General features: G+C 63.0%; 13 protein-coding genes. 6 read left to right on the top strand and 7 right to left on the bottom strand.

Annotation, left to right across the window (positions count from 1 at the left end; translation table 11 throughout):
- Positions 1-236: 236 nt before the first annotated feature.
- Complete coding sequence (locus tag AC0L3L_RS33240) at positions 237-593, bottom strand: cupin domain-containing protein (protein WP_473641446.1); 357 nt, start codon at positions 591-593, stop codon at positions 237-239.
- A 302-nt stretch (positions 594-895) separates the two neighbouring features.
- On the opposite strand from AC0L3L_RS33240, the gene petA reads away from it, so the two are divergent.
- The 4 genes from petA to AC0L3L_RS33220 all read left to right on the top strand — a co-directional run bounded on the left by petA (position 896) and on the right by AC0L3L_RS33220 (position 4,488).
- A complete protein-coding gene (gene petA, locus AC0L3L_RS33235) occupies positions 896-1,456 on the top strand; it encodes a ubiquinol-cytochrome c reductase iron-sulfur subunit (RefSeq protein WP_473490014.1) in 561 nt (186 codons plus the stop codon).
- Positions 1,457-1,473: 17 nt separating this feature from the next.
- Positions 1,474-2,778: a cytochrome b gene (locus AC0L3L_RS33230; RefSeq protein WP_473641440.1), complete on the top strand. Its 1,305-nt coding sequence runs from the start codon at positions 1,474-1,476 to the stop codon at positions 2,776-2,778.
- Positions 2,779-2,867: 89 nt separating this feature from the next.
- A complete protein-coding gene (locus AC0L3L_RS33225) occupies positions 2,868-3,740 on the top strand; it encodes a cytochrome c1 (protein WP_473641438.1) in 873 nt (290 codons plus the stop codon).
- A 202-nt stretch (positions 3,741-3,942) separates the two neighbouring features.
- Entirely contained in the window at positions 3,943-4,488 is a 546-nt protein-coding gene (locus AC0L3L_RS33220; RefSeq protein ID WP_095491616.1) for an adenine phosphoribosyltransferase, read from the top strand.
- A gap of 161 nt (positions 4,489-4,649) precedes the next feature.
- Here the strand turns inward: AC0L3L_RS33220 and AC0L3L_RS33215 are convergent, their stop codons facing one another.
- The 6 genes from AC0L3L_RS33215 to AC0L3L_RS33190 form a co-directional block, all read right to left on the bottom strand.
- On the bottom strand, positions 4,650-5,120 hold the full coding sequence (locus AC0L3L_RS33215) for a MaoC family dehydratase (protein WP_473641436.1): 471 nt from the start codon (positions 5,118-5,120) through the stop codon (positions 4,650-4,652).
- The gene (locus AC0L3L_RS33210) at positions 5,117-5,587 is read right to left on the bottom strand and encodes a MaoC family dehydratase (RefSeq protein WP_473641434.1); all 471 of its coding nucleotides are present in this window, start codon (positions 5,585-5,587) and stop codon (positions 5,117-5,119) included. Before AC0L3L_RS33210 ends, AC0L3L_RS33215 begins: the two co-directional genes overlap by 4 nt.
- Positions 5,588-5,754: 167 nt before the next feature.
- Entirely contained in the window at positions 5,755-6,729 is a 975-nt protein-coding gene (gene corA, locus AC0L3L_RS33205) for a magnesium/cobalt transporter CorA (RefSeq protein WP_473551886.1), read from the bottom strand.
- A 389-nt stretch (positions 6,730-7,118) separates the two neighbouring features.
- Entirely contained in the window at positions 7,119-8,222 is a 1,104-nt protein-coding gene (ychF, locus tag AC0L3L_RS33200) for a redox-regulated ATPase YchF (RefSeq protein WP_258122604.1), read from the bottom strand.
- A 96-nt stretch (positions 8,223-8,318) separates the two neighbouring features.
- Positions 8,319-9,044 (bottom strand): aminoacyl-tRNA hydrolase, encoded by a 726-nt coding sequence (gene pth / locus AC0L3L_RS33195; protein WP_473527711.1) that lies wholly within the window; start codon positions 9,042-9,044, stop codon positions 8,319-8,321.
- A gap of 23 nt (positions 9,045-9,067) precedes the next feature.
- Positions 9,068-9,709: a 50S ribosomal protein L25/general stress protein Ctc gene (locus tag AC0L3L_RS33190; RefSeq protein ID WP_473641432.1), complete on the bottom strand. Its 642-nt coding sequence runs from the start codon at positions 9,707-9,709 to the stop codon at positions 9,068-9,070.
- Positions 9,710-10,122: 413 nt separating this feature from the next.
- Here AC0L3L_RS33190 and AC0L3L_RS33185 point away from each other — a divergent pair, with 413 nt between their 5' ends.
- Together AC0L3L_RS33185 and AC0L3L_RS33180 are read left to right on the top strand one after the other, a co-directional pair.
- Entirely contained in the window at positions 10,123-11,127 is a 1,005-nt protein-coding gene (locus AC0L3L_RS33185) for a LacI family DNA-binding transcriptional regulator (protein ID WP_473641444.1), read from the top strand.
- A gap of 74 nt (positions 11,128-11,201) precedes the next feature.
- Positions 11,202-11,993, top strand: a complete 792-nt coding sequence (locus tag AC0L3L_RS33180) for a 3-methyl-2-oxobutanoate hydroxymethyltransferase (protein ID WP_473527713.1) — start codon at positions 11,202-11,204, stop codon at positions 11,991-11,993.
- Positions 11,994-11,998: the final 5 nt, after the last annotated feature.

Raw genomic sequence — 11,998 nt, 5'->3', positions numbered from 1 at the left:
CCATTTCGCCTTGCTCAATTCGATGACGGCGACGATCGTGTTATCCTGTTCGAGAGCGGTAAGGGACCGGCTCGTGTTAAAAGATTGCGACATGGGGCGCCTCCTTCTGATAGTGGTTTTGACAGCGCCGAAGGATGCCACACCCTCGCCGCTCGCCCCATAGCATCCAGTTTGACCATGATCTTTTCCGAAAACCGGTTTCCACTTTTCGCTGACGCGGACTTTCGGTTCGGGGCCTACTCCAGCCATTCGGTGATGAAGCTGCCGTTTTCGTGGATGTCGGTGGTCTCCAGCGGACCTGGGCCGAGATTGGTGAATTTGTGCGGCGTGTTCGGCGGCACGATCAGGATCTGGCCGGCCGACGCCTCGATCTGCTGGTCGCCGACGGTGAACAGGCCGGTGCCAGTGCGGATGATGAAAATCTCGCAATAGGGATGCATGTGCAGCCGCGGGCCGCCGCCGATCTCCGGCAGGTAGTTGAAGATCAGGCAGCTTCTGGAGCCGTACGCGCCGCACTGCAGTTCGCCCTGCCAATGGTCGGGGCAGCGGTCGGGCGTCCTGGCCCATTTGTCGCGGTCGATGACATGCGCCATGAGCCGAGGATAGACCGAGGCTGGGTCTCCTGTCGAGGCAAACACCGGCGCCGGTTTTGCCATTGTTTTCCTGTGGTTTCGCCCTCTTCGCCGCCATGCCGCCCGACGCCGAATTGCGTCCCCGCGACAATCTGCCCTTGTGCCTTCACCCGTCTGGACAAAAACGGGCTTCACGCATAAACCGAAGGCCAATTGCCGGAGGAATTCGCTAGCCTGTTCGCCATGCGCTGTCGGGTTGGCGTGAAAGAGCGGGGAACAAGCCTCGGCCACCGGCACGGAAGAGGCGAAAGGATCAGGCACCCGTGAGCGCAACCGACATCCAGGATCCCAACCGTCGTGATTTTCTCTATGTCGCCACGGGCATGGCCGCGGTGGTCGGCGCGGGTGCCGTCGCTTGGCCGTTCATCGACCAGATGCGCCCGGATGCCTCGACGCTGGCGCTGGCCTCGGTCGAGGTCGACGTCTCCTCGCTGACGCCGGGAATGTCGCTTGTCGTGAAATGGCGCGGCAAGCCGGTGGTGGTGCGCAACCGCACCGAACAAGAGATGAAGGATGGCGAGGCGGTCAATCTGGCCCAGCTCAAGGATCCGCTCGCCCGCAATGCCAATTTGCCGGCCGATGCGCCGGCGACGGACGCCAACCGCACCATGCCGGGCAAGGAGGCCTGGATGGTGATGGTCCAGGTCTGCACCCATCTCGGCTGCATACCGCTCGGCCAGGAAGGCGAGTTCGGCGGCTGGTTCTGCCCGTGCCACGGTTCGGTATACGACACCGCCGGCCGCGTCCGCGGCGGGCCGGCGCCGGAGAACATGTCGGTGCCGGTGTTCCAGTTCATTTCCGACACCAAGATCCGTATCGGCTGAGGCTAAGGGATATTTCGATGAGCGAGGGACACTCGACCTATACGCCCAAGACCGGTATCGGACGCTGGTTCGACGCCCGCATGCCGCTGCCGCGGCTGGTCTATGACAGCTTCGTCGCCTATCCGGTGCCGCGCAACCTCAATTATGCGTGGACCTTCGGCGGCATCCTGGCGACCATGCTGGCGGCGCAGATTCTGACCGGCATCGTGCTGGCCATGCACTATGCGGCGGACAGCACTCTCGCCTTCGATTCGGTCGAGAAGATCATGCGCGACGTGAATTCGGGCTGGCTGTTGCGCTACCTGCATTCGAACGGCGCGTCGTTCTTCTTCGTCGCCGTCTACATCCACATCTTCCGCGGCCTCTACTACGGTTCCTACAAGGCGCCGCGCGAGCTTCTGTGGATCCTCGGCTGCATCATCTACCTCCTGATGATGGCGACTGGCTTCATGGGCTATGTGCTGCCCTGGGGGCAGATGAGCTTCTGGGGCGCGACCGTCATCACCGGCTTCTTCAGCGCCGTCCCGCTGGTCGGCGAGTGGATCCAGCAGCTTTTGCTCGGCGGCTTCGCTGTCGACAACCCGACGCTGAACCGCTTCTTTTCACTGCACTATCTTCTGCCGTTCATGATCGCCGGCGTCGTCGTGCTGCATATATGGGCGCTGCACGTGGTCGGCCAGTCGAACCCGACCGGCATCGAGGTCAAGTCGAAGACCGATACCGTCGCCTTCACCCCTTATGCGACCATCAAGGACGCGTTCGGGATGCTCGTGTTCCTGTTCATCTTCGCCTACTTCGTCTTCTACCTGCCGAACTTTCTCGGCCATCCCGACAACTACACAGTCGCCGACCCGCTGAAGACGCCTGCCCATATCGTGCCGGAATGGTACTTCCTGCCGTTCTACGCGATCCTGCGCGCCATCACCTTCAATATCGGGCCGATCAACTCCAAGCTCGGTGGCGTGCTCGCGATGTTCGGCTCCATCGCCATGCTGTTCCTGGTACCGTGGCTCGACACCTCAAAGGTGCGCTCGGCGGTCTACCGGCCCTGGTACAAATTGTTCTTCTGGCTGTTCGTGATCGATGCCGTCCTGCTTGGCTGGCTGGGTTCGCAGCCGGCCGAGGGCAGCTATGTCTTCATGGCGCAGATGGCGACATTGTTCTACTTCGCCTTCTTCCTGGTCGTGCTGCCGGTGCTTGGCCTGATCGAGACCCCGCGGCGGTTGCCGAATTCGATCACCGAGGCGGTACTCGAGAAGAACAAGGGTGGCGGTGGCGGGCATCCGGCTCGCGCGACAGCCGCACCGGAAGCCAAGGGCTGAGCATGTTGCCGAAAAGTGGAGACCGGTTTTCGGACAAGCTCATGCTCGAGACGACGACGGCGCGGCAGAGAATCTCAAGGGGATTTGGCATGAAGACGATTCTCACCTCGCTGGCGCTGCTCGGCCTTGTGTTGGCAGGCACTGCGGCCTCGACCACCGGGGCCATCGCCCAGGAGGAGGCGCACAACGAAGCCCAGCCGACGCATTTCCCGATACACGAGCCGAAGGAGATGGACTGGAGCTTCGCCGGGCCGTTCGGCACGTACGACAAGGCGCAGCTGCAGCGCGGACTGAAGGTCTACAAGGAAGTCTGCGCGGCCTGCCATTCGATGAAATTGGTGGCGTTCCGTACACTGGAAGACCTTGGCTATTCGGAAGCGCAGGTCAAGGCGCTGGCCGCCGAGTACACGATCAATGACGGTCCCAACGATGCCGGCGACATGTTCGATCGTCCCGGCATACCGTCCGACCATTTCCCGGCGCCGTTCCCCAACGAGCAGGCAGCGGCGGCCGCCAATGGCGGGGCTGCCCCGCCCGACATGTCGCTGCTGGCCAAGGCGCGCGGCGTCACGCGCGGTTTTCCGCGTTTCGTCTTCGACATCTTCACGCAATACGCCCAGGGCGGTCCCGACTATATCCACTCGCTGCTGACCGGCTATGACGAGCAGCCGCCAGCGGGCATGGAGATACCGGAAGGCACCCACTACAATCCGTACTTCATAGCGGGCGTGTCGCTGAAGATGCCCAACCCGCTTTCCGACGACCAGGTGACCTATGACGACGGCTCGCCGCAGACGGTCGACCAGTATTCCCGCGACGTGTCGGCCTTCCTGATGTGGGCAGCCGAGCCGCATCTTGAAGCCCGCAAGAAAACCGGCTTTCGCGTGCTGGTTTTCCTGTTGCTGTTCGGCGCGCTGGTCTATCTGACCAAGCGCAAGGTGTGGGCCGGCGTGGCGCATTGAGCTACGCAAACCCACGAGACTGAAAGGGCGTCGAAAGACGCCCTTTTCGTATTCCGAAGGCGGCCGGCTCAGTCCTTTGCCGGACAATTTTCTTCCAGGCGCCACATCGCGGTAGCCGTCGCCGGCCGCGCCGGGTTACGATCGGCCAGAGTTCCTTTTCACGTCTTCAAGTCGAATCGGACGAATGCCCGGAGAGCCGCCCATGAAACCTTCGCTCGAAGACACGCTGCTTGCCGCGATCCGCACCATTCCGGACTATCCCAAACCGGGCATCCTGTTTCGCGACATCACCACGCTGCTAAGCAATGCGCGCGCCTTCCGCCGCGCCATCGACGAGCTGGTGCATCCCTATGCCGGCCAGAAAGTCGACAAGATCGCCGGCATCGAGGCGCGCGGCTTCATCCTTGGCGGCGCCGTCGCCCATCAGCTCTCGGCGGGCTTCGTGCCGATCCGCAAGAAGGGCAAGCTGCCTTACGAGACGGTGCGCGTCGCCTACAGCCTCGAATATGGGCTGGACGAGATGGAGATGCACAGGGACGGCGTGTCTCCGGGTGAAAAGGTGATCCTGGTCGACGACCTGATCGCCACCGGCGGCACGGCGGCGGCGGCGGTCCAGCTGTTGCGCCAGATCGGCGCCGACATTCTCGCCGCTTGCTTCGTCATCGACCTGCCGGACCTCGGCGGCCGCGACAAGCTCGAAGCACTCGGCGTGCCGGTCAGGACGCTGATCGGGTTTGAAGGGCATTGATACGCTTTTTCCTTCTCCCCTTGTGGGAGAAGGTGGATCGGCGCGCAGCGCCGAGACGGAAGAGGGGTGTTGCACGGAGTGCCACAGTGCCAGGCTGGAACACCCCTCATCCGACCGAGCTTCGCTCGGCCACCTTCTCCCACAGGGGGAGAAGGAAGAAACTACCCCATCTTGACCAGCACGGCGCTTTCGAACTCGATGACCTTGTCGCCGGTCGAATCGAAGGCTTCCGAGCGCAGCGTCAGCAGCCGCCAGCCTGGCCGTGACATGATGGGGCGGTGGGCAAGCGCGGTGCGGGTGAAGGTCACGGTTTCTCCGGCATAGACGGGCTTCAGCCATTTGAGGTTCTTGAAGCCGGGCGAGGGGCCGAATTCGGGCGCGGGCTCAGCGCCGGCCCAGCGGGCGCCCTCGGCCTCCACGCCGGTCTCAAGGTTCAATTTCATCCAGGTTGCTGCTGTGTGCCAGCCCGAGGCGCACAGGCCGCCGAACACGCTGTTCTTCGCCGCCTCCTCGTCGAGATGAAATATCTGCGGATCGTATTTCCTGGCGAACGCCTTGATCGCCTCGGGTTCGAATGTATGCGAACCGAGCGTGACGGTGATGCCGATGCAGAAGAACTCGTCCAATGTCATGAGGGGCCCTGTGCGGCATCACGGGCGAGGAACATGACGGTGTTCTCGAGTTCGAAGACGCCTTCGCCACGCTGGTTGAAAAGCTCGCTGCGCATGGTGACGAGGCCGAGCTGGGGCTTGGACCTGGACAGGCGCTTGGCAAGGACGGTGGTGTTGCCGCTCAAGATGTCGCCGGCCAGCACCGGCCTCTTCCACCGGACCTGATCGACACCGGGGGCGCCTTGCGAGGTCGAGTCCAGTAGGAAGGCCTCGCACAGCATGCGCATGAACATCGCGCAGGTGTGCCAGCCGGAGGCCGCCAGCCCGCCAAGGATGCTGGCCTTGCCCGCCGCCTCGTCGAGATGCATCGGCTGCGCATCGAACTCCTGCGCGAATTCGATGATCTCGGCCGCGCTCACCAGCTTCGTGCCGAGGTCGAGCGAGGCGCCCTCGACGAAATCCTCATAGGCCCAAGTCTTTCCGGTCATGGTATGGAACTCTTTCCGGTCATGGTTTGGAGTCCGGTTCAAGGTTGTACGATCGCCACGGATAGGGTTCCCGGATGCAGGCGGGGCGGGATTTGGTCAAGTCATTTCTGATGCGCCAGGCCATCGCGCCCAACGCAACAGCCAACGCGATAGAAGCTCCGAAGCCTCTACAACCAGCCGCGGCGGCGGAAGTACCAGAAGGGCAGTATCGCCGAGAGGATCATCAAGCCAATGGCGAAAGGATAGCCGAAGTTCCAGGTCAGTTCGGGCATGACATTGAAATTCATGCCGTAGATTGAGGCGACCAGCGTCGGCGGCAGGAAGATGACCGCGGCGACAGAGAAGATCTTGATGATGGCGTTCTGCTCGATCGAGATCATGCCGAGCGTCGCGTCGAGCAGGAAGTTGATCTTCTGCGACAGGAAGGTGGCGTGGTCGGCGAGCGACAACACATCGCGCGACAAGGTCTTGATACGGGCGCGAATGTCCTTGCTCATCTTGGTCTGGGTCGAGGCGTGGGTGAGGAAGCCGGCGAGCCGCTGCAGCGAGATCAGGCTGTCGCGGATCGAGGAGGCAATGTCCTCCTTGCGGCCGATGGCCTTCAGCAATTCCTGAAAATCGCGGTTGCGCTTGGACGCCTTGGTCGAGCTTGCCTGGAAGATGTCGCGCGAGATCGCCTCGATGTCGCGGCCGGCGCGCTCCAGAATGTCGGCGAGGCGGTCGACGATCGCCTCCAGCAAGCCGATCAGGATGGTGTCTCCGCTGGTGCAGCCGGTCGCCACTTTCTCGGCACGCTGCGGAAAAGTCTTGAAAGCCTTCGGTTCGTGGTAACGCACGGTGATCAGCCTGTTGCCGGCCAGCACGAAGGTGACCGGCGACATCAAGGGATCGTCGGCCTCGGTCTGTGCCGGCAGAATGGCGGTCATGAAGTAGGCGCCGTCCTCGACATAGAGGCGGCTCGAAATCTCGATCTCCTCCATCTCCTCGCGCGTCGGAATGGCAACACCGAGCCAGGCCTCGATGGCGGCTTCCTCTTCCTTTGTCGGGCTCACGAGGTCGGCCCAGACGACCTGGTCGCTGTTTGCCAAGAGATCGTCGGCAAGGCGCAGGCGATCATTGTCCACGACGAATGCCTTGATCATCGCCGGGTCTCCCTTGCTGAGGCCTAAAGGATGGGTTCGAGCGTCGTTTCGGATTGCACGGGACGGGCGCTTTTCGACGAAAGCAGGCCTGAGTGCTGACGCCCCTTAGACCGGGCATTGCGGGCAGTCAAGCCGCGCGGGAGGGAGCCGCGCGGGCTCTCCCTTCTCCTCTTGTGGGAGAAGGTGGATCGGCGCGCAGCGCCGAGACGGACGAGGGGTGTTGCACGGAGTGCCGCAGTGCCAAGCTGGAACACCCCTCATCCGACCGAGCGGAGCCTGTCCTCGGGCTTGCCGGAGGCAAGACCCGTGGGCTCGGCCACCTTCTCCCCCAAGGGGAGAAGGAGAAGAAGAAGAAGGAGAAGAAGGAGAAGAAGGCGCCGTCGGTCAGCTCAGGTGTTGAACTTGAACAGCATGATGTCGCCGTCCTGGACGACATACTCCTTGCCTTCGTCGCGCGCCTTGCCGGCTTCCTTGGCCGCCACTTCGCCGCCCAGCGTGACGAAGTCGTTGTAGGCGATGGTCTGGGCGCGGATGAAGCCGCGCTCGAAATCGGTGTGGATGACGCCTGCCGCCTGCGGCGCCTTGGCGCCCTTGTGCACGGTCCAGGCGCGCGTCTCCTTCGGCCCGACGGTGAAATAGGTGATGAGCTGCAGCAGCTCGTAGCCGGCGCGGATCACCTTGTTCAGGCCGGGTTCCTCGAGGCCCAGCGTCGCCAGGAATTCCATTTCCTCGTCATCGCTGAGCTGTGCGACCTCGGCTTCGATCGCCGCGGAAATCACCACGGTGCGGGCGCCTTGTGCGGCAGCCATCTGTTCGACCGCTTTGGTGTGCGCGTTGCCGGTAGCGGCGTCGGCCTCGGCGACATTGCAGACATAGAGCACGGGGTGCGACGTCAGCAGGTTCAGCCCCTGCAGGATGCGCAGATCCTCCGCGGAGATACCTTTGAGCAGGATGCGAGCCGGCTTGCCGGCCTGCAGGAGTTCAAGAGCTGCTTCCATCATCGGAAGCACGGTCAGCGCCTCCTTGTCCTTGCCGGAAGCGCGCTTGCGGAACTGCACGATGCGGCGCTCGAGGCTGTCGAGGTCGGCGAGCATCAGCTCGGTTTCGACGGTCTCGGCGTCGGCGACGGGATCGATGCGGCCCTCGACATGGGTGATGTCGTCATCTTCGAAGCAGCGCAGCACATGGACGATGGCGTCGACCTCGCGGATGTTGGCCAGGAACTGGTTGCCCAGACCTTCGCCTTTCGAGGCGCCGCGCACCAGGCCGGCAATGTCGACGAACGAGATGCGGGTCGGAATGATCTCCTTCGACTTGCCGATCGCCGCGATCTTTTGCAGGCGCGGGTCGGGCACCGCCACTTCGCCGGTGTTCGGTTCGATGGTGCAGAACGGATAGTTGGCGGCCTGCGCCGCCGCCGTCCTGGTTAGCGCGTTGAAAAGCGTCGACTTGCCGACGTTGGGCAAGCCAACGATGCCGCATTTGAAACCCATTTTTATCCGGTCCTATCGGGAAATCGAATTTGATGAGGGCTATGGGCGAAAGGGGTGACGAACGTCAACCCCTTCGGCCCCGATCCGTGGCGAGGCTCATTCCTTGCCCCCAAACAGCTTTTTCAGCATGGCGGCCATCGGACCGGTTTCGGGCAGCTTGACCGCCGGCTGCTGCGGCCGCGCCTGACGGACGTGGCTTTGTGTTTTTGGCGCCTTGGGTGGCGGGCGGTCGTCGTCGCCCGTCGGCGTGAGCTTGTCGCGCAAGGCCAGCGTCACGCGATTCATGAAGGAATTGTCGTCGCCCTTGGCAAGCAGTCCGGCAGCGTCGGCGATGGTGTCGAGCAGCACGTTCAGCCACTCGCGGTCGCTTTTGGCGAAATCGCCAAGCACATGGCCATGCACCATTTCCTTGGCGCCGGGGTGGCCGACGCCAATGCGCACACGGCGGAAATCCTTTCCAATATGCTGGTCGAGCGAGCGGATACCATTGTGGCCACCGGAACCGCCGCCGACCTTGATCCGCACCTTGCCGGCGGCAAGGTCGATCTCGTCATAAAAGACGGTCAGCGCCGAGGGGGTGAGCTTGTAAAAGCGCAGGGCTTCGCCGACCGACTGGCCGGACAGATTCACGAAGGTCTGCGGCTTGATCAGGACGACCTTTTTGCCGCCAAGCGTGCCTTCGGCGATCAGGCCCTGAAACTTTTTCGACCAGGGCGAAAAGGAATGGCGGCGGGCGATTGCGTCCGCCGCCATGAAGCCGACATTGTGCCGGTTGTTGGCGTATTTCGCGCCCGGATTGCCGAGGCCTGCAAACAGCAGCATCGTCACCTCCGGGCGGAAAGGGATTACTTCTCTTCGGCGGCAGGAGCCGCTTCAGGCTCAGCCGTTTCGACCGTCTCTTCCTCCGCCTCCGGCTTCATCGCCGCGGAGCCGGCAATGGTTGCGACGGTGAAGTCGCGGTCGGAGATCACCGGCTTGACGCCGGCCGGCAGCTTGACCGCCGAGATGTGGATCGAATCGCCGATATCGGTGCCGGTGAGATCGACGGTGATGAATTCCGGGATCGCATTGGCCGGGCAGTGGAACTCGACCTCGTGACGCACGATGTTGAGCACGCCGCCGCGCTTGATGCCGGGCGACTTGTCCTCGTTGATGAAGTGGACCGGCACGTCGACATTGACTTCGGTGTCCTTGCCGATGCGCAGGAAGTCGACGTGGACAGGGAAATCCTTGACCGGGTCGAGCTGGAAGTCCTTGGGCAGGACCTGGATCTTCTTGCCGTCGACATCGATCGTGGCGATCGTGGTCAGGAACCCGCCGCCATGGATCTTGTAGTAGATGTCCTTGTAGGTCAGCGCAATCGCCAGGGGAGGCTGCTTGTCGCCGTAGATTACTGCAGGCACTTTACCGTTGCGGCGAACTGCACGGGCGGACCCCTTACCGACCTGTTCGCGCGCTTCGGCCTTGAGCTCGTAAGTATCGCTCATGGCATTTCCTTTCGCGTTGTTCTGGAGCGTTCGCGGCCGGCGAGGTGCCTGGGCCGTAAACGTCGAAAGCCGTCATGGCCTTACATGATCTGGTCCAAAATCTTTTTTGGGATCACGTGAGGCCGGACAGCCTTCCGCCGCGTTGCCTCCAAGGGTGTCTACGCGGGTGGCGGCTCTATAGCGGAAGGTGGGGCGGGGTGCAAGCCAAAGGCGGGCATTGCAATGTCTGCCTTTGGCCCAGGAGCCGACATTGTCACTCCGAAAGCCCTGAAGCAACCGACTGCCGGACAGCCGGTGCATTCGATTGCGAACATCGCCGGATGGGGCCTTTTGGGAGAGTCCGAAGATGATCTATCCTTGGAAAAGCGGATGCGGCTGGCCAGGCACCAATATCGTAACAGCGGAGAACCAAGATTCCGAAGCCCACTTTCCTTGAGATAGCCCACCGCGCCGGGGTCGGCACAGCGACGGTCGAACGCGTGCTGAACGGCAGGGGCGGTGTCAGGCCCGCAACCGTCGAAAAGGTCGTCGCCGCCGCGCGCTCGCTCGACTATCCGCGCCGCCTGCCGGAAGCCCATCGGGGAGTGATCAGGATCGAGGTTATCCTGGTCCGCCCGGATGCCACCTTCTTTGCCCGCCTGTCCCGCGCCTTCGAGCGCATCGCCGCCACATTGGATCGGACAATCGCCGTACACCGGACATTTCTCGATGAGGCAAATCCCGCGGCCATCGCGCAGCGGATACTCGATCCCGACATGCGCCGTGCCGCCCTGATCCTGGCGGTTCCCGACCATCCGCTCGTCGGTGCGGCACTCAGGCGGCTGGAGGCGGAGAAGATCCCGACGGTGCAGATCGTCACGCAGATTTCGGGCACCAGCGGCGAGTATGTCGGCATCGACAATTATGCGGCTGGGCGCATGGCCGGGCTGCTGATGTCGCGCATGCAAAGGCGGCCGGGCAAGGTGGTGGTGATCTGCCATAGCCAGATCTACCGCGTGCACCGCGACCGCGTGCGCGGCTTCTTTGACTATCTGATGGAGGCCGGCGGCGAATTCGAACCGGTCGCGGCTCTGTTCGGCCATGACGAGGGCGACCGAAACGCCGGGCAACTGGTCGAGGCACTGACACGCTGGCCGGACCTTGCCGGGCTTTATAATGCCGGCGGCGCCAACGCCGCGCTGAACGACGTGCTAAGACGCCATCCGCGTGGCCGCGAGGTGTTCTTCGTCGGCCATGAACTCACCGAGCGCAGTGCCACTGCCCTTCGCCAGGGCACGATGGACGTGGTGCTCGACCAGGCGCCAGAGGCGCAGGCAAGACGCGCCATGGATCTGGCGCTGTCGAAATTGAACCTGCACGACCTACCGGTCGACAATCCGCCGATCCGCTTCGTCACTTTCACCGCCGAGAACGTTTGATCTGATTTGATCAAGGAATAAGCGGCCTTCCGCCAGCCGCGATGTTATCCCCTCAGCAAACGGGAGGATGACAGGTGACCAGACGGCTGACGGCCTACGATCTGCAGAGCGCCAAGGGCACTCGCAAATGGCTGCAACTGCATGTCGATACGCCGGCCGAAGCGGCTGCGGCGGTTGCCTGCGACATCACCATCCTGTCCTGCGAGCCCGACCACAAACTCGAAGCCATCCGCGCCGCCGCACCTCACGCGTTCTTGTCGGTCGGCATGGCGCATGGCGCGGTTGCCTCGCCCGACGAAGCGGTACGTCTCGGCTTCGCGATGATGCGACGCGGCGCCGATGCTATCTACTGCTCGCATTCGCCGCGCTTCATCGAGGCGATGGCGGCGGAGGGCATTCCCGTCACCGGCCATGTCGGCCTGGTGCCGAACCGCGCCACCTGGACGAATTTTCGCGCTGTGGGCAGGACAGCCGAGGAGGCCCTCAAGGTCCTGCGCGCAACCAAGGATTTGGAGAATGCGGGCGCTGCCTGCATCGAGGTCGAGGTGGTGCCGGTGCGGTTGGCCGAGCACATCACCCGCTCGACGCCGCTGATCACCATGGGCATGGGCTGCGGCTCGGCTTGCGACACGCAATACCTGTTTTCCAGCGACGTGCTCGGCACCCACACCGGCCACTACCCCCGCCATGCCAAGCGTTATGCCGATTTCGTCACGCTGGAAGCCGAATTACAGGCAAAGCGCATCGCCGCTTTCCGTGCCTTCGCGACCGACGTGGCCGGTGGCACTTACCCCCAAGCAGGGCATCAGGTCGACATGGACGATGCCGTCTTCGACCGCTTCCTGACCCTCTCCCAAGCCTTGTGAGAAAC

Source organism: Mesorhizobium sp. WSM4849 (assembly GCF_055811385.1).
Note: the sequence above shows the minus strand (reverse complement) of the source record. Positions and strands in the feature narration are given on the sequence as shown.

What these genes read in the sequence shown, in the direction of transcription:
- AC0L3L_RS33210 (WP_473641434.1), bottom strand. Translation starts at nt 5,587, where the DNA reads ATGACCGGAAAGACTTGGGCCTATGAGGATTTCGTCGAGGGCGCCTCG.
- AC0L3L_RS33240 (WP_473641446.1), bottom strand. Translation starts at nt 593, where the DNA reads ATGGCGCATGTCATCGACCGCGACAAATGGGCCAGGACGCCCGACCGC.
- AC0L3L_RS33230 (WP_473641440.1), top strand. Translation starts at nt 1,474, where the DNA reads ATGAGCGAGGGACACTCGACCTATACGCCCAAGACCGGTATCGGACGC.
- AC0L3L_RS33220 (WP_095491616.1), top strand. Translation starts at nt 3,943, where the DNA reads ATGAAACCTTCGCTCGAAGACACGCTGCTTGCCGCGATCCGCACCATT.
- ychF (WP_258122604.1), bottom strand. Translation starts at nt 8,222, where the DNA reads ATGGGTTTCAAATGCGGCATCGTTGGCTTGCCCAACGTCGGCAAGTCG.
- AC0L3L_RS33215 (WP_473641436.1), bottom strand. Translation starts at nt 5,120, where the DNA reads ATGACATTGGACGAGTTCTTCTGCATCGGCATCACCGTCACGCTCGGT.
- AC0L3L_RS33225 (WP_473641438.1), top strand. Translation starts at nt 2,868, where the DNA reads ATGAAGACGATTCTCACCTCGCTGGCGCTGCTCGGCCTTGTGTTGGCA.
- pth (WP_473527711.1), bottom strand. Translation starts at nt 9,044, where the DNA reads ATGCTGCTGTTTGCAGGCCTCGGCAATCCGGGCGCGAAATACGCCAAC.
- AC0L3L_RS33190 (WP_473641432.1), bottom strand. Translation starts at nt 9,709, where the DNA reads ATGAGCGATACTTACGAGCTCAAGGCCGAAGCGCGCGAACAGGTCGGT.
- corA (WP_473551886.1), bottom strand. Translation starts at nt 6,729, where the DNA reads ATGATCAAGGCATTCGTCGTGGACAATGATCGCCTGCGCCTTGCCGAC.